Origin of the sequence: Enhygromyxa salina (genome assembly GCF_000737335.2) — a bacterium.
Lineage (GTDB): Bacteria > Myxococcota_A > Polyangia > Nannocystales > Nannocystaceae > Plesiocystis > Plesiocystis salina_C.
This window is the reverse complement of the sequence record NZ_JMCC02000063.1, coordinates 26,315-46,371: the sequence shown is the minus strand read 5'-3', so window position 1 is coordinate 46,371 and position 20,057 is coordinate 26,315. Positions and strand designations below refer to the sequence as shown.

Below are 20,057 nucleotides of genomic sequence, written 5' to 3'. Positions count from 1 at the left end.
ACCGCCACCTGGCTCAGTGTACTGAAACGATGGCGTCGAGATCGAAGCCGCCCGCACCCTGGTTGCCAGGGTCGCAGTACGACAGCCCCCCCAGCGGCTCCCAGTGCTCGCGGCTGCGATCCCGCACGCGCACGAACTCGACCTGCGCGGGCCCACCCACCAGCGTGCTCAGATCAAAGCCATCGCCACCCGCTACGGCCGGATCCGTAGGATCGAGGCCCGAGCCCGGTAGCGCCAAGGTTGGGGTCACGCCCGCGCACCCAGCGAGCGTGACGGGATCACACGGGAACACCCACCACTCGACCCCGTCTTCGCTGACCGAGACCTCGCCCGGCTCGGGGAAGTCTTCGGTGAACGGATTCTCGAACACGATCAGATCGACCCCCGGCCCGTCGATGATCCCCGGCGCGTCGAACCCGATCACGATCGAGCCTTCGCAACCCAGACTCGCCACGTCGTACAGACCACCGGGCGCGCCAAGCACGATCTCCGGCAACCGGTCGTGACCGAAGCTGCTGGACGCGGCCGGCGTGAACTCGACGAGCGCATCGGCGAAGTGATCGCTCGAGGTGTCATCGGCTTCGCAGGCGACCTGGAATATCAGCAGGATCATCGCTACCGCGACGGCATGCGCAGGTTTGAGTCGGCGTGGCAGAGTGAGGCTCGATAGCTTCACGTGTGACACTCGTCAATGTTCGAGGTCGGCCGGCGAGAGTCGCCGCCATCGCCTGCGCACCAGCTGCTGCAACGCCATCATCTCCTGCAAGGCGTCGGGCCCGACCTCAGCTGCGGCGCCCCGTGAGCGTTCGCGCCCCCACCGCTCCCGAAGCCCCGCCTGGGCCCTCCGCGCCGGTCCTGCCTGCCTCGCAGTCGCCGCTTTTCCGCCGCGCTGCGTGGCGATAAGGTGCTCATGTGAGCTCCGAGCCAGCACAAGCAGAACCGCAGCTCTCACAGGAGGAGCTCGAGAACATCGAGCTCGCGGCGGGCAGCCTGATCACCCAGTCGAAGACCTACAAGATCGTCGACCGCCTTGGCGAGGGCGGCTTCGGCAAGGTCTACAAGGTCTTTGACCCGATCATGAACCGCTACTCCGCGCTCAAGATGATGAAGATGAGCGTGCCCGAGGACGAGCGGCGACGGTTCCGGCAAGAGGCCCGGCTGTGCGGCACCTTCATGCACCCCAACTTGATCCGCACGCTCGAGGTCGGCACGACCAAGGAGCACGGGCTGTTTTGGTTCGCAATGGACTACCTCGAGGGCTCCGATCTGCTCGGCTACCTCAACCGCGGCCAGCACCTGAGCTTCGCGCACCTGCGCGAGATCTTCAGCCAGACCCTCGACGCCCTGACCCACGTGCATGCCCGCAACTTCGTGCACTGCGACATCAAGCCGGCCAACATCTTCGTGGCGATCGATCTCTACGATCCCAACCTCCGGCTCGTGAAGCTGATCGACTTTGGCGTTGCCATGGATCTGACCAACCAAGATCCAGCTCCAAAGGGCACCGCTCGGACCGCCCGGATCATGGGCGATCCCTTCTACATGCCCCCCGAGCAGACCTACGCCAACCCCAAGCTCGACGCCCGCTCGGATCTCTACGCCCTGGGTATCACCTTCTACGAGATGGTCACCAACGGCCACCACCCGTTCGAAGACCTGTTCGAGCAGCACCCGCGCGAAGCCCTGATGGCCCAACGCGAGCGGATCCCCGCGCCGCCAAGCACCTACTTGCCCGCGGACATCGACCCCGAGCACGCCAGCGACATCGACGGGTTCTTCGCCACCGCCACGGCCAAGAACCCCAACGAGCGGTTTCCTTCCGCCGCGATCATGAAGCGGGCCCTGCAGCACGTGGTGGACCCGCAGGGCGAGTGACCCTACAGCCGGGTCAGCGCCGCGGTGTTGGGCGCGACCTCCCACTTGCCGCCGGCCCCGTCCACGATCTGGACCGGCTTCTTGGTCGCCGTCGCAATCTCGACCGCGCGCGCGACCGTGCTTGGCCCGACCCCGCGCTCGGGCGTTGACAGCGGCAGCTTGCCCGCCGCCCCAGCGACGAGCTGCACACGCTCGCGGGCGATCGTCAGCGCTTGCTTGCGCTTGATCTGATCCAAGATCGTGTACTCGATGTCGGGCGAATTCTCGTCGGCGCCGATCATGTAGATCCGCGTCTGCCGTTGGCCCGTCGCCGCGCCGTTGGCCATGACCTGCTCACGGAACGCGTAGGACACCCAGCGACCTTCAGCGTGCTTGGCGTTCGCGCTGGCTTGCGTGAGCAGCATCGCCGCGATCACCCGGCGCTGCTCCGCGTCAGGCTTGCCGCCGAGCTCCACGGGTTCGAGCGCTTCGTCGGGATCGATCGTCAGCGGCACCACCACCCAGTTGCGGGCCTCGCCGGCGCTCGCCTGCCCATCGTCGAGGTCGCCGTCGTCCCAGCGGTAGTACGCGACCTGGCCCGACGCGCCGCCCGGATCGATCATGGGGATCGCCACGAACTTGGCCGCGGTCACCCCAACGAAGCCCGCGAACGCCCGATCACCAAGCCGCATGGCTCGCCGCATCCGCCAGATCGTCAGCCCGCGGGCCACGACCCCAGCGAGGTCACCGTCCTCGAGCGCGGGTTGGATCGCTGCCATGTCCGCGGACGAAGGATCGTCGTATCCGACCCACCTATCCTCGTCGTCGGGTCCGCCGCTGGGGGCCCCGCCCTTGGCACAAGCGACCCCGGCGAGCAGCGAGACTGCGATGATGAACGGCAGCGTTGATCGGCGCACAGCGTGAAGAGTAGCAGGCTGGGTGTGGCGACCTCCCGAGCGTCACGACCACCAGCGGCTTGCGGCAGCGCCGACTGTCCGGGAAATCATGCCTGTGAGCGCCCCCGGTCCATGAAATAATGTGGCGTGGTCCGGCTCAGGGTCGTCGACGAAGACGGGCGTTCGTCCGCGCAGCGAGGTCAAGATTTACACCGCGCCCGCGATCGCGACGAAGCCCGCGCGAACCTAGCCGCGGTCCTCACCCCCTTGCGCGAAGCCCAGCGCGGCATCGAAGCCGCCATCGCCAAGGGCCACAAACCGGCGCCGTCCGAGCAGATGTGGACGCTCCTCGATCGCGCCTACGAAGCCCTGGACACCTACCTCGCCGACCTCCTCAACGAAGCCGCGATCGATCCCGCCTGCGGCCCGCGGTGCTCGGCCTGCTGCACCGACCTCCCACCGATCCTCCCGATCGAAGCGCTGCGCATGGCTCGAAGCCTGCGACGTCAAGACCAAGGCCAAGCTCGCCTGCAGCGAGCCGTTGAGCAAGCCCGCGCCTTTCGACAGGTCCTGCTCGCCCACACGGGCCCGCAGCCCAAGCTAGACGGCACCGAGCCCGGCTACCGCGAAGCCCAGCTAGCCTGGCGCCGCCTCGGCCACCCCTGCCCCGTGCTTGGCGACGACGGCAGCTGCTCCGCCTACGAGGCCCGCCCGCTCAGCTGCCGCGCCCACGTCCACATCGAGGACCCCGCCCACTGCGAACCAGACAGCCCCCGCTTCCTGATCGCCGAGCGCCCCCCCGTGTGGGGCCACCCCCGCGAGTGCGAGGTCGAGCTCGCGCTCGCGGCGATCAGCAAGCTGCTCGAGCTCCCCCAAGCTCCCAACCTCCAATGGGGTCTGGCGGGTTTCATTTAGACCCCCACATAGACCTTGGCCCTTCGCCGACTGCAGCCGCTGACGCGTCTGGTCGCTTCGCTCCTCGGGGCTGGCTGTCCGCGGGCGCATGTGTGGCCCCCTAGAAGGGGGCTCTCGTCTGGCCACCTACCATGACCCCCACAGCCGCTTTCGCACTACGCAGGTCACTCGCTTCGCTCGCTCCCAACGGGCTGGCTGTATGCGGGCGCATGTGTGGCCCCCTAGAAGGGGGCTCTCGTCTGGCCACCTACCATGACCCCCACAGCCGCTTTCGCACTACGCAGGTCACTCGCTTCGCTCGCTCCCAACGGGCTGGCTGTATGCGGGCGCATGTGTGGCCCCCTAGAAGGGGGCTCTCGTCTGACCACCTACTGCCACTGAACGGCGCTCCAATCTCTCTGCTCGCTGCGCGGCCAAAACCACTGTCACGACGCCCGGACCCCCCCCCAACCAACCCGAATCGACACGTTGTTGGGTAGTCGACGGGTGGCGGTAGGTGGCCAGACGAGAGCCCCCTCCTAGGGGGCCACACATGCGCCCGCATACAGCCAGCCCATTGGGAGCGAGCGAAGCGAGTGACCTGCGTAGTGCGAAGGCCCCTGTGGGGGTAATGCCTAGTGCGGGCCGTGGCGCGCGTCGGCTTCGAGTTGCTTCTTGCGGTCCCGCTCTTCGAGGTAGTCGCGCGCCTGCACCCAGTCCGTGGGACTGGCCGGCTCTTCGCCGGACATGAACCGCCGCAGCGCCTTGTTGTGGTGATCCTCGTCGAGCGGGGTCAAGGCCCAACGCAGGACGTCATCCACGCTCTTGGCGAAGCGGATGTCGAGGGACTTGAGCACGTTCTTGGGGATGTCGTGCAGATCCTTCTCGTTGTCGGCCGGGCACAGGACCAGCTTCATGTCGCTGCGATAGGCGGCGAGGATCTTCTCTTTGAGACCACCGATCGGCAGCACGGCGCCGCGCAGGTTGATCTCGCCAGTCATGGCGACGTCCTTGCGAACCGGGACGCCGAGCAGCGCCGAGACGACCGAGGTCACCATGGTGACGCCTGCGCTCGGGCCGTCCTTGGGCACCGCGCCCTCGGGGAAGTGGATGTGAAAGTCCACGTGCTCGTAAAAGTCCGGGTCGAGACCGAAGGTCAGGCAGCGCGAGCGCACGTAGGTGATCGCGGCGCGAGCTGACTCCTGCATGACCTCACCGAGCTTACCGGTGAGCGTGACCTTGCCCTTGCCAGGCGTGATCGTGACCTCGGCGGGGAGCAGATCGCCGCCGAAGATCGTGACGGCGAGGCCGTTGGTCATGCCGATCTGGTCGTTCTCTTCGCCGCGTTGGTAGCGGAACTTTCGCGGCCCCAGCAGCTTCTGGACCGCCTTGGAGTCGACCTTGAACGACTTCTTCTTCTTGTTGTCCTTGACGTAGTCGCGCGCGACCTTGCGCAACACCGAGGCGATCTCGCGCTCGAGCGAGCGGACACCGGCCTCCTTGGTGTAGTGGTGGACCAGCTCCTTGAGCGCGGCGTCCGAGAAGCTGACCTCGACCTCGTCGAGACCGTTGAGCTCGCGCTGCTTGGGCAGCAAGTACTGCCGGGCGATCTTGAGCTTGTCTTCGTCGGTGTAGCCCGACAGCTCGATGATCTCCATGCGGTCCTGCAGCGGCAGCGGGATCGTGTGCAGGCTGTTGGCCGTGCACAAGAACAAGACGTCGCTGAGGTCGTAGTCGAGATCCAAGAAGTGATCGACGAAGGCCGAGTTTTGCTCGGGATCGAGGACCTCGAGCATCGCGGCCGAAGGATCGCCGCGGAAGTCCATCGACATCTTGTCGATCTCGTCGAGCAAGAACACCGGGTTGGACGACGCGGCCTTGCGCAGACCCTGGATGATCTTGCCCGGCATCGCGCCGATATAGGTACGCCGGTGCCCGCGGATCTCGGCCTCGTCGCGCACGCCACCAAGTGACACGCGCACGAACTTGCGGCCCGTCGAGCGCGCGACGCTCTTCGCCAGTGAGGTCTTGCCGACGCCGGGCGGACCCACCAAGCACAGGATCGGACCCTTGACCTTCTTCACCAGCGCCTGCACGGCGAGGTACTCGACGATGCGCTCCTTGGGCTTCTCGAGCCCGTAGTGATCTTCGTCGAGGATGTGCTCGGCGTCAGCGATGTCGAGCTTGTCGCCGGTCTTGTCGTTCCACGGCAGCGAGAGCACCGAGTCGATGTAGTTGCGGACCACGGTGGCCTCGGCCGACATCGGGCTCATCATCTTGAGCTTGCGCAGCTCCTTCTTGAGGCGATCCGTCGCCTCTTTGCTCATCTTCTTGCGGCGGATCTTGTCCTCGAGTTCTTGCAGCTCGTTCTTGAATTCGTCTTGCGACCCCAGCTCCTTCTGGATCGCCTGCATCTGCTCGTTGAGGTAGTACTCCTTCTGGTTCTTCTCCATTTGCTTCTTGACGCGAGTGCGGATCTTCTTCTCCACTTGGAGAATCTCGATCTCGTTCTGCATCAGCTCATAGAGGGTCTCTAGACGGGTCCAGACGTTCTCGGTCTCGAGCAGGTCTTGCTTGGCGGCGAGCTTGAAATTGACGTGGGCGGCGATCGTGTCAGCGAGCCGCGACGGGTTGTCGATGCTCTGAACGCTGACCGCGAGCTCCGGCGGCACGCGCTTGTTGAGCTTGACGTAATTTTCGAAGGTGGCCTGGACCGAGCGCATCAGCGCTTGGAACTCCGACTCTTGCTCCGGATCAATCTCGGGCGTGTCGACCAGCTCGGCCTGCACCTCGAAGTACTTGGCGGTGTCCAAGTACTCCTTGATGCGCGCGCGGGCCTTGCCCTCGACCAGGACCTTGACCGTCCCATCGGGTAGACGAAGGAGCTGCACGATGGTGCCGATGGTCCCGAACTCGTGGATGCCCTCGGGCTTGGGGTCGTTGACCTTCGCCTTCTTTTGAGCGCACAAGAGGATCTGGCGGTCTGCGGCCATCGCCTCTTCGAGGGCGTTGATCGACTTCTCGCGGCCGACGAACAGCGGCACGACCTCGTGGGGGAAGACGATCAGCTCACGCAGCGGGAGGAGGGGTATTTTGACGGTTGCCATGGCTCAGCAGTGGCCGCGCGCGATCTTGAATCCCGGGGGCCTAGGCCGAGCAAACGCTAGCACCGGCGCCAGAGGTGGTCAAACAACCGGGATGCCCGAAAACGGCCGATTTTTGGTGACTATCGGCGTTTCCGTGACCACCGCCACCCCCGGCGCAGCCCGCGAGACCTTTGCGCACGGATGGCCCCGAGACCGTTTTGTCAGACACCCCGGATCGGGCCGACGGATATCTGAAGATCACGGGACCGGGCTCGTGAACCACCGCCACAGGCGGGCCACCGCCGACCCTGCCAGGACCGTCCACGGCACGCCGGGCTCTCCGCTCAGGGCCCCGATCGCGGTCGCCATCTCGAGCAAGGGCGCCCCCTGCAGCCACGAGGGCATGGTCACGCCGAGGCGCTTGATCAGCGCCGCCGAGCGCGGGAGCTCGAGGATCCTCGCGTCGTCTCCGCGAAGCCGCGCGCGCGCATGGGCAAGAGACAACAGCGCCGAGACCCCACCAACCGCGAGCAGCACCAGCGCGGCCACGTTGGAGCGATCGGTCTCTGCGACCAACACGTAGGTCAGACACACCGTCAAGGTCGCGTGGGCCAAGGGTCGGGTGGCCCCGGCCAGCGTGTCGCCGGGCACCCAGATCTCGGGGCGACCAAACTCGTCGCGGGGGTTCATGGCCTCGTCTCGCAAGAACCGAAGCGGCGCGAGCAGCCGCGAGACGTGGACCCCGAGCAGCAGCAGCAGGCCGGCCAACACCAACCCGGCCCAGCTGTTGACCAGCGCGACCGGACCGGAGGCTAGCGCGACGCCGAGCGCGAGCAACTCGAGCTGGGCGACGGCCAAGTTCGAGCGCGCCAGCCACCGCAGGGTTCGGACGCTGATCTCTCGGTGCCAACGCGACTCCCCCGCGAGGCTGCGGTGCACGTGCTCGGTCTCGGTTCCGCGCCAGCCGCTGGTCCGCGAGCGCCGGGCCTCGGTCCGCAGCACCAACCACTCGGCACGCTCGACGTCCTCGGGGTAGACGACGCGCGCGATGTCCTCGGGGCCCAGGCTCTCGGGCCAGTCGAGCTCTTCGGCCACGGGCATGATCGCCGGCATCGCGCCGAGCTCCCCGGCGAAGAACCCGGCCGGACGCGCGACACCATCGTAGAGGCTGAAGCGCTCGTCGGCCTCGAGCGGATGCTCGACCATCAGGCGCAGCAATTTGGGATCGACGAAGGTGCCCTCGAACACGACCAGCGCTGGCCCCGAGAGCTCCTCGCCGGTTGCGACCTCGCGCGCCCCCTCGGGCGAGATCGCCAGGCCGGGCGCCGCGACGACCTCTGAAAACCCGGCTTCGCGGGCGGCCGAGGTCGTGCGCTGGGCCAGCGGAATTCCGAGCAGCGGTGCGGCCAAGCGCGCGCGCGCCTCGGGGTCGGGGAGCAGCACCAACTTTGGGCGAAGCTCGCCGGCAGGGCTGTCACCCCGAGGCACGCGCGACGCTCGGCCCGCGGCGCCGTCGGGCTCGGTGTTTCCAGCTGTAAACTCCCCGCTCATGAAGTCAGCATGACCGCCCGCAAGAAGTCAGCGTCGATCCCCGCGAGGCTCTGAACGATGCGGTGGGCGCCATTTTGATCTTGGTGGCCAGGGTCGCCGGGAGGACGGTTGGCAGCCGCGGTCGCGACCACGCGCATGCCGGCCGCCAATCCCGAGCCGATCCCTGCCCAGCTATCTTCGAACACGAGGCAGCGCGCGGGCGCGACCTCGAGCTGGTCGGCGGCTGCGAGGTAGCCATCGGGTGCCGGCTTGCCGCGCGGGTAGTCCTCCGAACCCAGGTACATGCGCAAGCGCGGGCCGATCCGAAGCAGCTCGATCGCCTCGGCGAGCTCGGCCCGACACGAACCAGAGACCACCGCGGTCGGGACATCGAGCTCCGCGAGGGTCTCCACGAGCTCGCGCGCGCCGTCGAGCACCGTCAGCTCGATGCCCTCGGCGCGCATCTGCCCGCGCATCGCGATTGATCCGGTCTGCATCGTCACCAGATCCACGCCGACGCGCTCGGCCACCCGGAGCTCGGTGTAGATGTCTTGCCACGCGTGACCGATCACGAAGCTGCGCTCGCGCGAGTCGAGCTCGACCCCGCGCGAAGCCATGTAGCGAGCGATCGCCTCGGCGTAGACAGACTCGCTGTCGACGAGGGTCCCGTCCATGTCGAGCAATACGGCTGCGGGCAGCATCGCGCCCAGCATAGGTTGGAAACGCGGAGGAGAAAACGCCTGCTCAGGCGTCGCAGGCGTCGCAGGCTTGGCCGGCCGTGTGGCAGTCGTCGACGGCGCGCTCGCAGGCGTCTGCGTAGATCGGATCCTCGCCGTGCGAGTCGGACAGCGAGCAGATGCGAACCTCGAGCATGCAGATCGACTCGCTCAGGTCACACAGATCGCCGCAGCGCGATCCGGTCTGTTCCGTGGCCGTCGGGTGATCGTGCTCTGCGGCGGGCGCGGCCTCGGGGGCCGCTGCGACGTCGGCCGTGGCCTCGTCGTCATCCCCATCGACCGCGACCGCGTCGCCCGGGCTGGCCGTCGCGCCTTTACTGCGCGCGGTCGCCAACCCCAGCGCGCGCATGCGGCCCTCGAGCGCGTCGAGCTCGGCCAAGGGATCATCCGCGTAGGCGAGATCGCCCCCCGCCTCGCGCGTAGAGTCTGGCTGGGAGTCTGGGGCCATGGATGCCTTGTTGGCGGCCTTGCTGCACCCAGGCGCGGGCACACACACGGCTGCGAGCAGCGCGACAGCAGCCAGGCGAGACCGATCCGATTTAACCAACGCACGCATGACAGGCCTCCTGGGCGACATCGCAGTCTTCGGCCGCGCGATCGCAGGCGGACCGGTAGTCGTCTTCCTGCGGGTGGCGGTCCGCGAGCTCGCAGATCTGGGTGTTGAGTTCGCAGGTGATCTGGCTGAGCTCGCAGATCATCGAGCAGCGTCCGGCCGCGTCCTGCTCGGGCGACTCGCTGTTCGGGGACAGCGGCGCGGCCTTGGCTGGATCCGGCTTCGCATCGCCCCCGTCATGGCTGGGAGCCTGCTTGGACTTGGCCGACTTGTCTTCGCGGTCGCGCTTGGACTGCTTGCGCGTCTCGTCTTTGCTGCGCTCGCCTGGCTGGGACTCCGGCGCGGGGGCGAGTCCACCGTTGGCCGATGGTTTGGCCTCGCTGGGCCGATCGAGCGTCCCGTCGGCATCCTCTGCCTGCTCGATCCCCGCGGATGAAGGCAGCGCGACCCCGAGCGAGCGCAGCTTGGCTGCGTTGGCGGCGAGCTCGCGCTGCATCTGTTCGAGATCTCGCGGGGCCGCGGTCGCAGGCTCGCTGGCGGCGGCGGATGCCGAGCCGAGCTCCGCTTCGACATCGGCTTCGGCTTCGGCTTCGGCTTCGGCCCAGTGATCGGCGTCGTTGGGCATGGCCTCCTCGCGCGGCGCGGCGCACCCAATGGCCAAGGCGCACCCACACGCGAGCACGATCCAGTTGCCAGTGGGCGTCACCGACTGCCCTCCATGACCTCGTCGAGCAGGTCGCGGTTCATGTCGAGGGCCTGCTGGTAGATCAACAGCGCATCATCGTCACGACCCATCTGCTCGAGGATCTCGCCGCGCAGCGACAACAGGTGCGCGGTGAAGGGGTTGGGATCGAGCAGCTCCCACTCGCGGCCTAGGCCCTGCTCCGCGAGATCGAGCAGCTGTTGCGGGGTCTTGGCGTCGACCTGTGGGTTGTCGAGGCGCAGCCGCAGCAGCCGGCCGAACGCGTCGTGGCGCAGCTGTACACAGGCATCACCGCCGCGATCACGACCGGGCCACTTGATCGCGCGCAGCTGCTCGAGCGCTCCGATCGCCCCGGCGATGTCGCCCCGAGCGAGCATGACGTCGACCTGCTTGTCGGTCGTGTCGACCGTCTGCGCGAGCGCGACGAGGGCGTCGGGTTCGCCGGGAGGCTTGAGCTTGCCGGCGAGCGCGAACCCGCCAACTGTCAACAATGCGCCCAGGATTGCGCCCGTGAGCAGCTGCCCGAGCGCGTGCGAGGGAGTCGAAGGTGCCCTTGCTGTCTTCATCATCCACCTCCCCTGGACTTGGCCAGAAGTCGTGACTGGAGCTCGTCGCGGCTCTGATCAACGCTGACGCCGATCGCCGCGCGCCCGTGCGGAGCGAGCCGAGCAAAACTAGTTTCGAACGCGCCTGATTGCCCGTCGCGGGTTGCGAGCTGACCTGCGCCGCGGCTGCCACCGCTCGCCTTGTCTTCACTGGACTTGGCCCGCGCCGCCGTGGAGTCCGCGAGCTCCGCTTCCGGCTGCTCGGCGAAGCCCTCGCTCGGCGCCGCGGCCGGGGGCTGCTCGGCCTTTCGCGCGTCTTCGTGCGCGGCGGTGTCTTGCAGCGCGACGCTGTTGGGTTCGTCGGACGCGGGGTCGACGACGACCACGAACAGCACAGCCGCGGCCGCGAGCGCGGGCGCCGTCCACCAGACCCAAGCCTTGCGCCACCAGGGCTCGCTCGCGGGCGCGACCTCGGCCCGAATGTCGGACCAGATCGCGTCGAGTTGTTCGGCAGAGATTGCCTCGGGTTCGCGGGTGTGACGGAGCAAATGGACGAAGGCGAGCTCGGCATCGACGCTGCCGGCCTCACCCTCGGCTTCTTGCCCACGGCGCAGAGCCTGTTCCCACTCTGGGTCGAGGACATTGCTGGGCTTTGGTTTGGTCATGATGAACACCCTTGCGCGAGGTGGCGCGTGTAAGGCGAAGCGGGCCGGCCCGTGGGGAGCCTTGGGCTGCCGCGGCGGGTAACGCCTGCTTGGAAATTGGGCTTACGTCGAGCTGACAATACGAGTGGTTGGGGGCCGGCGCCCGCAAGGGCCAGCCGAGCCGAGGCCGACGTTCGAGCCGGACCTGGACCTGGACCTGGACCTGCTGGGGCGTTCACACGCTCACCTCGGCCAGGTCGAACTCCACGCCCTGTTGCTCGCAGGCCTTCCGAAACGCGCGGACGGCCCGAAACAGGAGCACATCCAGGGTCCCGATCTTGACCTCGAGCAACTCGGCGCAGTCCTCGCGGCTGCGATCCTCCAGCAGGCGCAGGCGCAGAACCCGGGCGTAGCGGGGGTTGATCACGTCGAGGACCCCGTCGATGCGCGTGCGCAGGGCCTGGTGCTGGACGGCCTCTTCGATCGGCGTCTCGGACTCGCGGTCACCGAACACGTCGAGGTGATGAGAGAATGACCCGCGCAGACGCTGTCGCCGACCCGACGCGCGCAGCAGATCCCGGGCCTTGTTCTTGGCCAGGACCTTGAGCCAGGGCCAGATGCTGGTGCCCCGCCACTCGTAGCGCGGCAGCGCGCGGTTGGCCGAGATGAAGGTCTCGCGCACGCAGTCGTGGGCGTCGTCCTTGTCACCGAGCATCGGGACCAGGATGTAGCTGAACAAGATCGGCGCGTAGTGACGATAGATCCGCTCGAAAGCGTGCTGGTCGCCCTGCATCGCGCGTTCGACAATCGCGCGCTCTTCGGCCAGGGGCTCCGGGCGACCCACGCCGCGCACCATACCCTACTATCGGCCGGCAATGCCCCGCCTCGATCAACTCCTGGCTCGCAACCTCGGCCAATCTCGGCGCGAGGTCACACGGCTGCTGCGTCGCGGGGCGGTGGCCGGGCCGGGCGGCGAGCGGCTGCGGGACGGTCGGCTGGCGATTGCGACCACCCAGCTGCCGTTTGAGGTCGAGGTGTCCGGGGTCGTCCTGCAGCTGCGGCTGCACGTACATCTGATCCAGCACAAGCCGGTCGGGGTCGTGACTTCACGCAACGACGACCGTCACCCGACCGCGTGGGGCCTGCTCGAGGGCGCGCCGATGCACGCGGAGCTGCGCGCGATCGGGCGCCTGGACCTCGACGCCGCCGGCCTGTTGCTGTGGACAACCGACACGCCGCAGGTCCACGCGCTCACCCACCCCAACCGCGCCGTGCCGCGCAGCTACCAAGTCGCGCTCGCGCGGCCGTGGACGCCGGCGCCGCTTGGACCCACGGGGTCACCCGAGCTCCGCTTGGCCGACGGCTCGCGCCCGCGCATCACCGAGCTCGGCCCGCTGCTGGAGCGTGATCTTCATCCAGCTTTGCAGCCGCCCCCGGGCACCGGCGCGCTGGCTCAGATCACCCTGCTCGATGGCGCCTACCATGAGGTCAAGCGGATCTTCGCGGCGCTCGACAGCCACGTCCTGTTGCTCGTCAGGGTCGCGCACGCGGGCTTGTGGCTGCCCGAGACCCTCGAGGCCGGGGCGTGGCGCGAGCTGACCTCGCTGCCTGGCGGGGGACCGTGATATGACAAGGTGCGGTGGGAACCAAAGTCGAGACCCCTCTGAGCGGGAGCAAGCCCACGCTCGAGTTTGCCCTGCGGCCTCACGCGATCAGTCGAAGCGAGCTGGTCGACCGCTATCGGCCCGTCATGATGATGGTCCGGCAGATCCTTGGCGTGGTCCCCCACGCGATGAGCTACTTCGAGATCTGGCCGCCCGCGTTCACCACCTACAGCGTGCTGGTGCCCAGCCTGCTCGACATCCCGCGCTGCGATCTCGGCCGCGGGATCTCGCCTGATCTGCGCAGCCTCGTGCTGTACATCGCCAGCCGCTCGTATGGCTGCTCCTACTGCTCCGCCCACTCGGCCGGCGTTGGCACCGTGTTTCGTGGGCCGGGCGGCTCGCTCGAGCGCAACAAGCAAGCGCTCGACGCCAAGTCCTGCGACTTGTTCGGGGCGGCCGACATCGCGGCGATCAACTACGCGACCGCGGTCGCCAAGATCCCCAGCGAGGTCACGCTCGAGCACCGCTTGGATCTGGCTCGCTACTACAGCGAGACCCACGAAGAGGCGATCGTGCTCGCCGCGACGCTGATGGGCTTCCTCAATTGCGCGATGGACTCGCTGGGCATGGTGCTCGAGTGGCGGATCCTCGAGATCGCCCAGCAGTACCTCACGCCCAGCGACTGGCAGCCAGGCCAGAACTACGACGAGGCGTTCGACCGCGACATCATCGAGGCGGACAAAGAGACCGACGACGGGGAGAAGCTTGGCCCGCTCGCGCTCGCGCGGACCATGGCGGGGATCATCGCCTATGACCGCGGCGCGCTCGCAGGCATCGCGGGTCGACCGGGCAAGATCTACGAGCAGCTGCGTGCCTCGCTCGGGTTCCTGCCCCACTACGTCGAGCGCATCGAGCGGGTGTCGACCCAGCGCGTGTTCACCCACTGCCTGGTCGAGCGGCTGCAGTCGGACGCCGGCTCAGTCCCGGTTTGGCTCAAGCATGCGCTGTGCTTCGTGGCGGCAAAGAAGAGCAAGAACCCCCTGCTCGCCGCTCACTTCGCGTTCTTGGCGATCCGCGCGGGCGCCACGGCGAAGCGGCTGGCCAGCGCCCTCACCCCTGGTGACGACGAAGGCCGAGACGCCGCAGCGTTTGCGTTCGCCCATGTCGCCGCGATCTCCCCCGCGGCCGTCACCCGCAAAGAGATCGCCGGGCTCACCAGCTTCTTCACCCCGGCCGGGATCATCGAGATCGTCGTGGCGCTGAGCGTTCACGGCATGCTCAATCGCTATACTTCCACCTATCCGGTCGACAACTACGAGCCCGAGATCGCGGCGTTCGTGGCCCAGCATGGCGCGGTGCTCGGGCTCGAGGCGCAGCCGTATACCCACGGCACGAGCTGGGACGAGCAGTGCGCCAAGGTCCGGCTGACCGCAGCCTGAGCATCTGGATCATCTGGCTCAGCCAGATCAGGGCAGGCTCGCGTGCGCCTGCGCAACGCTGCGCTGGGCAGCCAACAAGGCACGCTTGCGATCCTCGGGCATGAAGCTGTGGCGGACGGCCGCCGCGGCGATCTTCAGGACTTGCTCGGGGCCCCAACCGAACGCGGATACGCAGCGCCGGTACTCCTCGGTCAGCGTGGTTCCAAACAGCGGCGGATCATCGCTGGCCAAGCTCAGCTCGACGCCCGCCGCGAGCAGCTGCGGCAGCGGGTGCGCGGTGAAGCTTGGCACCACTCCCAGGGCGACGTTGCTGCTTGGGCACACCTCCAGTGGGATCCCTCGATCGGCGAGCTCGGCGGTCAGCTCGGGATCCTCGAGGCAGCGCACCCCGTGACCGATGCGCGCGGGCGCGAGCAGATCCAAGGTCTCGCGCAGGCTGGGCGGGCCGTGCTGCTCGCCGGCATGGGGCACGCTCTTCAGCCCTTCGGCGTGGGCCCGCTCGAACACCCCCGCGAGCGGGACGACCGACCACTGCGGTCCTTCGGGGCCGCCCACGCCGAGGGCGACGACCCCCTGATCGCGCGCCCGCAGGGCCAATTCCAGGGTCTGGGGCCCCTGCTCGGGGAGGCTGCGGACCACATCGAACACCCACGCGAACTCGATCCCGAGCTGCTCGAGCGCGCGGCGGCGGCCATCTGCGAGGCCGGCCAGCATCGCGTCGGGGTCGACACCCTGGACCACGTGGGTCATCGGGGTGAAGGTCATCTCGACCCAGCGGACCTGCTGGGCGGCGAGGCCCTCCGCGATGCCAAACACCGCGTCCGAGAAGTCCTCGGCCTGCTGCAAGGTGTTGGAAAGCGCGATGTAGACCTTCAAGAAGTCGCGAAAGCTCGCAAAGCGGTAGGCCTCGCGCAGACCCTCGACGCCGCGCTCGGCCCCCGGTAGCGCGACGCCGCGCCTGGCCGCCAGCTTCAGGGCGAGCTCGGGCACGATCGAGCCCTCGAGGTGGACGTGCAGCTCGGCCTTCGGCAGCGCCATGATCAAGCTGTTCAAGCTGTCCAAGCTGTCCAAGCTGTCCGCCCCATCGCCGTCCGTCGCGTTCGACATCACCTCCAAGGTTGTCCGTCCGCCAGCAACAGGGCAAGGTGCATCTGTGGCGCCTCACGACGACCCGCCCGCGATCCCCTTCGTGTGGGCGCTGGTCCCCGTGGTCGCGCTGATCTCCCTGCTCGCCGGCACGATCATCGTGCTGGAGGGCTCCGGCCACATCCCCCTGATGCTTGGGGCCTGCGTGGCCGGCCTCGTCGCGTGGGCGCACGGCTACCGCTGGGAGCAGATCCAAGCGGGCATCCTCAGCGCGATCGGTCTGGCGATGGGCGCGGTGCTGATCCTGCTGACGATCGGCGTGCTCATGGGCACCTGGCTGGCCGCGGGGATCGTCCCCGCGTTGATCGCCTGGGGCCTGGAGCTGATGTCGCCCAGCTGGTTTCTGCCGGCGACCTGTGCGGTGTGTTCGGTCGTCAGCTTGGTGTCCGGCTCATCCTGGTCGACCGCGGGTACGGTTGGCCTGGCGTTGATCGGGGTCGGCAACGCGATGGGCATCAACCCGGCCATGAGCGCCGGGGCGGTGATCAGCGGGGCCTACTTCGGCGACAAGCTCTCGCCGATGTCCGACACCACCAACCTCGCGCCAGCGATGGCAGGGACGGATCTGTTCACCCACATCCGCCACATGCTGTGGACGACCGGCCCCGCCTGGACGCTGGCGATGATCGCCTACGCGGTGATCGGCGCGGGGTTGAAGAGCACGGCGGAGCCCGGCTCGATCGAGGCGATCACCGATGTCATTCGCACGAATTTTCACCCGGGGCTGATCCACCTGGTGGTCCCGGGGATCGTCGCCATCATGGTCGGCTTTCGGCTCCCCGCGCTGCCAACCCTGGTCACGGGGGCGCTGCTTGGTGGCGTGCTCGCGGGGGTCCAAGGCGCGCCGATCCAAGACGTGCTCACGGCGGCGATGACCGGGTTCGCGCCCGCGACCGGCTCGGCCCAGGTCGACGAGCTGCTGGCGCGCGGGGGCATGACGAGCATGGCCAGCACCGTGCTGCTGATCCTATGCGCGATGTCGTTTGGGGGGATCATGGAGCGATCGGGGCAGCTCGAGACCCTGGCCTCCAAGACCCTCGCTGTCGCGAATTCCACTGGGTCGTTGATCGCGGCGACGGTCCTGACCTCGATCGGCGTCAACGTGCTCGCGGCGGATCAATACTTGGCGGTCGTCGTGCCGGGGCGGATGTACGCGAGCGAGTACGCCGCGCGCGGGCTGCATCCCAAGAACTTGTCGCGCGCGCTGGAAGACGGGGGCACGATCACCTCGCCGCTGATCCCATGGAACACCTGCGGGGCGTTCATGAGCTCGACGCTTGGGGTCGCGACCTTGGCGTATCTGCCGTGGTGCTTCTTGAATTTGCTCAACCCGCTGATTGGGATCTTGCTGGGGTTCACGGGCTGGTCAATCGCCAAGCTCGACGCGCCTGAAGATCTCGCCAAGGTCCAGGACCCGGCATGACGACACTGTCGAAGCTGCGCTCGCTCTCGTTGGTGGGGCTGCTGCTAGGCTGCGCGACACCCAGTGGGGCCCGCGACAACTCAAACTCCGCCACGCAGCACGGCCCGACCGAGTGGGCCAGCTGGTCCCCCGCGAGCTTCGAGCGGGCCGCCCGCGAGGACAAGCTGATCCTCATCAACGTCGTCGCCACTTGGTGCCACTGGTGTCACGTGATGGACGAGGTCACCTACGCGGATCCCGAGGTCGCGGCGCTGCTGGCCAAGCACTTCGTCGTGATCCGCGTGGACTCCGACGCGCGGCCCGACATCTCCGAGCGCTACCGTGCGTGGGGGTGGCCGGCGACGGCGCTGTTGTCCCCGCGCGCGGAGCCGGTGATGAACCTGCGGGGCTACCGAGCGCCACAGGTGTTCGCCACGTTGCTGCGCGAGCTGATCGCCGAGCACGCGCGCGGCGAGCTGCATCAGCGCGAAGATCCCCGCGAGACGCGAGTCAGCGCGCCAACCGACAGCGACCTCGAGCGCATCCGCGGCAAGGCGACCGCCCAGCTCGATCGCTACTTCGACGTGAACGGCCTGGGCTGGGGGGACAAGCAGAAGTACCCGTGGTCCGAGCCGATCGAGTACGCGTTCTTGCGCGCCCGCCTGCGACACGATGATCCCGAGCACACGCAGTGGCGCGATCGGGCCTTGGCCACGCTCGACGCCGAGGCGGCGCTGATCGACCCGGTCTGGGGCGGCATGTACCAGTACTCGCTGCGCGGCGTGTGGGACCGGCCGCACTACGAGAAGATCGCCATGATCCAGGCCGGCGCGCTCGAGAACTACGCCCACGCGGCCATGATCACCGGTGACGCACGCTGGCTCGAGCCGGCCCGTGCGATCACCAAGTACCTGCTGGGCACGATGCGGGATCCAAGCGGCGGCTTCTACACCAGCCAAGACGCCGATCTGCGCCGGGCCGATCACAGCAGCGTCGAGGGTGAGGTCTACTTCGCGCTCGATGACGCGGGCCGCCGGGCGCTGGGGATCCCGCGGGTTGATCGAGCCGTCTACGCAGATCTCAACGGGCTGACGATCCACGCGCTGGCCGAGCTGTACCGGGCGAGCGGCGACCGTGCGTTGCTCGACGCGGCGCTCGCTGCTGCGACGCGGATCTTGGCCACACATGGCCGCGCCAGCGGTCCCAACATGCTCGCGCTGAGCCACGGGCCCGGCAACGCCGAAGCGCTGCGCTACCTCGCGGATCAAGCCGCGATGGGCTGGGCGCTGCTCAGCCTGCACCGGGTCACCGCGGATCCTCGCTGGCTCGACGCGGCCACACAGCTGGCCAACTCCATGCTCGCGTCGCTCGCCGCCGAGGACGGTGGATTTTATGCGCACACCAAAGATCCGGACGCGGTCGGTGTGTTCGCCGAGCGCCGCAAGCCGCTGCCCGAGAACGCCCTCGCCGCCCAGTTCTTGCTCGAGCTGCACGGCCTGACAGACGGCGACGGCAGCACGGACACGCCCTACCTCGAGCCCGCCCGCGCGGCCCTGCTCGCGGTGGGCGGCGACGCGCAGATCGAGTCGCGCGGCAAGCTGGTCGCTCGCTACCTGAGCGCGATCGAGCTGCTGGGCGCGAGCAAGATCGACATCTCGATCGTCGCCAAGCCAGGTGACCCGGTCGGCGACGCGCTGTGGCAGGCGGCGCTGCGGGTGTGGGAGCCGCGGGCCAGCTTCGAGCGCAGCGAGCCAGGCCAGCGCTATCCCGACACCGGCGCGGCGGCGATCTACTTGTGCAGCGAGCGGTCATGCTCGCGGCCGATCACGGATCCGGCCCAGGTCGCCGCCGAGGCCGAGGCGTTCTTGCTGCGCGAGTAGTCCAGCTTTGCCTCCGGCCAGGCTCGTCAGGCATTGAGCTCGCGCTCGGCCTGCTCGATCAGCGCCGCCTCTTCTTCGGGCGCCGACGCGACCAAGTGGTGGCGGCTGTAGAGCTCAAAGTACAGCAGCCCAACCGCGAACACGGCCAAGGTAGCGAGCACCGAGACCAGCGCGGCCTCGGCGTAGCGCGAGCGCGAGCTGAGGGCCAGCAACGACAGCGCGAGCGCCAAAACCATCAGCAGGTGCTCAGCAACCATCAAACCATGGCAGACTATCGAAGCACCGATCGCCCGTCCACCGCACCACCCAGTAGCGAGGGCAGGCCTCAATTCGCGAGCGGCGAGAGGTGACGATGAGCTACGAAACAGCGCAGACCATGTGCACGGCCCAGACCGCGAACCAGTCTAGTGAGGGGGTGCCAGATACGGGAACGCGTCCGAGAACGAGACGTCGTTCGCCGTCGGGTTGAGGACGCCGACCAAGGTCGTGATGTCCTGATTTGGGGCGCTCAGGTCGAGCATGAGCACCGCCAAGGTCACATCGATGACTGGATCCGTCAGCGCTCGCCCATTCGGGAAGGTGCCTTCCTGCTCGAGGTCGATCTTCAGGGTGTCCGGAACGATCAGCGGTTGGGCTTGGCCCATGCACATCGGCACGCTGCCCACGATGAGACCCGCGTCCATGACGTCGTCATCGAGGGCAGCGTGCAGGTCCAACAAGATCGTGTTGATCTCGTTGAGGAACATCAGGCTAGCGTCATCGGTCGGGTTGGCGGCGTTGTAGTCGTCCTTCACTGCGAGCAGAACCGTATTGATCGCCGGCATGCCCATGCGATCGACGCGGGTGTAGTCCTCCGCCGGGTTGTCCGCATAGACGATCGCATCCGGCGGGTCCCCGTCCCCGTCCCCGTACCCATCGCCATCACCGTCCCCATCGCCATCCCCCGAGCCGGTCGTCTCGCTGCTGCCCGTCGTGTCGCTGTCGCTGTCGGTGTCGGTCGTCCCGTCCTCTGCCGCGCAATTCTCCGGTAGCGCAGTACAAAACGGTACCGTGCAGCCCCCAACCGCGAAGGCGCCCAACACCATCAGCAGGCGCTCTGCCACCATCGAACGACTTGTACGCACCAAGGCAGAATATCGAAGCA

General features: G+C 67.8%; 19 protein-coding genes. 6 read left to right on the top strand and 13 right to left on the bottom strand.

Features of this window, described 5'->3' with window-relative positions; genetic code table 11:
- Positions 1 to 13: 13 nt before the first annotated feature.
- Positions 14 to 613: a hypothetical protein gene (locus DB30_RS23420; protein WP_052552742.1), complete on the bottom strand. Its 600-nt coding sequence runs from the start codon at positions 611 to 613 to the stop codon at positions 14 to 16.
- 299 nt (positions 614 to 912) lie between these two features.
- On the opposite strand from DB30_RS23420, the gene DB30_RS23415 reads away from it, so the two are divergent.
- Complete coding sequence (locus DB30_RS23415; protein WP_052552740.1) at positions 913 to 1,875, top strand: serine/threonine protein kinase; 963 nt, start codon at positions 913 to 915, stop codon at positions 1,873 to 1,875.
- A 2-nt stretch (positions 1,876 to 1,877) separates the two neighbouring features.
- Here DB30_RS23415 and DB30_RS23410 read toward each other — a convergent pair whose 3' ends face one another.
- Complete coding sequence (locus DB30_RS23410; RefSeq protein WP_052552738.1) at positions 1,878 to 2,771, bottom strand: hypothetical protein; 894 nt, start codon at positions 2,769 to 2,771, stop codon at positions 1,878 to 1,880.
- 126 nt (positions 2,772 to 2,897) lie between these two features.
- Here DB30_RS23410 and DB30_RS23405 point away from each other — a divergent pair, with 126 nt between their 5' ends.
- Positions 2,898 to 3,665, top strand: coding sequence for a YkgJ family cysteine cluster protein (locus DB30_RS23405; protein ID WP_052552736.1), 768 nt, complete (start codon positions 2,898 to 2,900; stop codon positions 3,663 to 3,665).
- 614 nt (positions 3,666 to 4,279) lie between these two features.
- On the opposite strand, the gene lon is transcribed toward DB30_RS23405, so the two are convergent.
- The 8 genes from lon to DB30_RS23365 all read right to left on the bottom strand — a co-directional run bounded on the left by lon (position 4,280) and on the right by DB30_RS23365 (position 12,286).
- Entirely contained in the window at positions 4,280 to 6,751 is a 2,472-nt protein-coding gene (gene lon / locus DB30_RS23400; RefSeq protein ID WP_052552734.1) for an endopeptidase La, read from the bottom strand.
- A gap of 237 nt (positions 6,752 to 6,988) precedes the next feature.
- Positions 6,989 to 8,281, bottom strand: a complete 1,293-nt coding sequence (locus DB30_RS23395; RefSeq protein WP_052552732.1) for a hypothetical protein — start codon at positions 8,279 to 8,281, stop codon at positions 6,989 to 6,991.
- Complete coding sequence (locus DB30_RS23390; protein WP_165703915.1) at positions 8,278 to 8,961, bottom strand: HAD family hydrolase; 684 nt, start codon at positions 8,959 to 8,961, stop codon at positions 8,278 to 8,280. Before DB30_RS23390 ends, DB30_RS23395 begins: the two co-directional genes overlap by 4 nt.
- A 43-nt stretch (positions 8,962 to 9,004) precedes the next feature.
- Positions 9,005 to 9,553 (bottom strand): hypothetical protein, encoded by a 549-nt coding sequence (locus DB30_RS23385; protein ID WP_146660269.1) that lies wholly within the window; start codon positions 9,551 to 9,553, stop codon positions 9,005 to 9,007.
- On the bottom strand, positions 9,537 to 10,256 hold the full coding sequence (locus DB30_RS23380; protein ID WP_052552726.1) for a hypothetical protein: 720 nt from the start codon (positions 10,254 to 10,256) through the stop codon (positions 9,537 to 9,539). Before DB30_RS23380 ends, DB30_RS23385 begins: the two co-directional genes overlap by 17 nt.
- Positions 10,253 to 10,744: a YfgM family protein gene (locus tag DB30_RS23375; protein ID WP_052552724.1), complete on the bottom strand. Its 492-nt coding sequence runs from the start codon at positions 10,742 to 10,744 to the stop codon at positions 10,253 to 10,255. The genes DB30_RS23380 and DB30_RS23375 overlap by 4 nt, the downstream gene beginning before the upstream one ends.
- Positions 10,745 to 10,818: 74 nt before the next feature.
- Complete coding sequence (locus tag DB30_RS23370; RefSeq protein WP_146660267.1) at positions 10,819 to 11,463, bottom strand: hypothetical protein; 645 nt, start codon at positions 11,461 to 11,463, stop codon at positions 10,819 to 10,821.
- A gap of 214 nt (positions 11,464 to 11,677) precedes the next feature.
- Positions 11,678 to 12,286, bottom strand: coding sequence for an RNA polymerase sigma factor (locus tag DB30_RS23365; RefSeq protein ID WP_165703914.1), 609 nt, complete (start codon positions 12,284 to 12,286; stop codon positions 11,678 to 11,680).
- Between the two features lie 31 nt (positions 12,287 to 12,317).
- On the opposite strand from DB30_RS23365, the gene DB30_RS23360 reads away from it, so the two are divergent.
- Both DB30_RS23360 and DB30_RS23355 read left to right on the top strand, forming a co-directional pair.
- Positions 12,318 to 13,067: a pseudouridine synthase gene (locus tag DB30_RS23360; RefSeq protein WP_052552718.1), complete on the top strand. Its 750-nt coding sequence runs from the start codon at positions 12,318 to 12,320 to the stop codon at positions 13,065 to 13,067.
- 14 nt (positions 13,068 to 13,081) lie between these two features.
- Positions 13,082 to 14,485 carry a carboxymuconolactone decarboxylase family protein gene (locus DB30_RS23355; protein WP_052552716.1) on the top strand — a complete coding sequence of 468 codons (1,404 nt, stop codon included), beginning with the start codon at positions 13,082 to 13,084 and terminating at the stop codon, positions 14,483 to 14,485.
- Between the two features lie 27 nt (positions 14,486 to 14,512).
- On the opposite strand, the gene add is transcribed toward DB30_RS23355, so the two are convergent.
- On the bottom strand, positions 14,513 to 15,592 hold the full coding sequence (gene add, locus DB30_RS23350) for an adenosine deaminase (RefSeq protein ID WP_052552715.1): 1,080 nt from the start codon (positions 15,590 to 15,592) through the stop codon (positions 14,513 to 14,515).
- A gap of 46 nt (positions 15,593 to 15,638) precedes the next feature.
- On the opposite strand from add, the gene nhaC reads away from it, so the two are divergent.
- Positions 15,639 to 17,054, top strand: coding sequence for a Na+/H+ antiporter NhaC (gene nhaC, locus DB30_RS23345; RefSeq protein WP_240480307.1), 1,416 nt, complete (start codon positions 15,639 to 15,641; stop codon positions 17,052 to 17,054).
- Positions 17,051 to 18,913 (top strand): thioredoxin domain-containing protein, encoded by a 1,863-nt coding sequence (locus tag DB30_RS23340; RefSeq protein ID WP_052552712.1) that lies wholly within the window; start codon positions 17,051 to 17,053, stop codon positions 18,911 to 18,913. The genes nhaC and DB30_RS23340 overlap by 4 nt, the downstream gene beginning before the upstream one ends.
- 26 nt (positions 18,914 to 18,939) lie before the next feature.
- Here DB30_RS23340 and DB30_RS23335 read toward each other — a convergent pair whose 3' ends face one another.
- Positions 18,940 to 19,170 (bottom strand): hypothetical protein, encoded by a 231-nt coding sequence (locus DB30_RS23335; protein ID WP_052552710.1) that lies wholly within the window; start codon positions 19,168 to 19,170, stop codon positions 18,940 to 18,942.
- A gap of 147 nt (positions 19,171 to 19,317) precedes the next feature.
- A complete protein-coding gene (locus DB30_RS23330) occupies positions 19,318 to 20,019 on the bottom strand; it encodes a DUF4331 family protein (protein WP_052552709.1) in 702 nt (233 codons plus the stop codon).
- Positions 20,020 to 20,057: the final 38 nt, after the last annotated feature.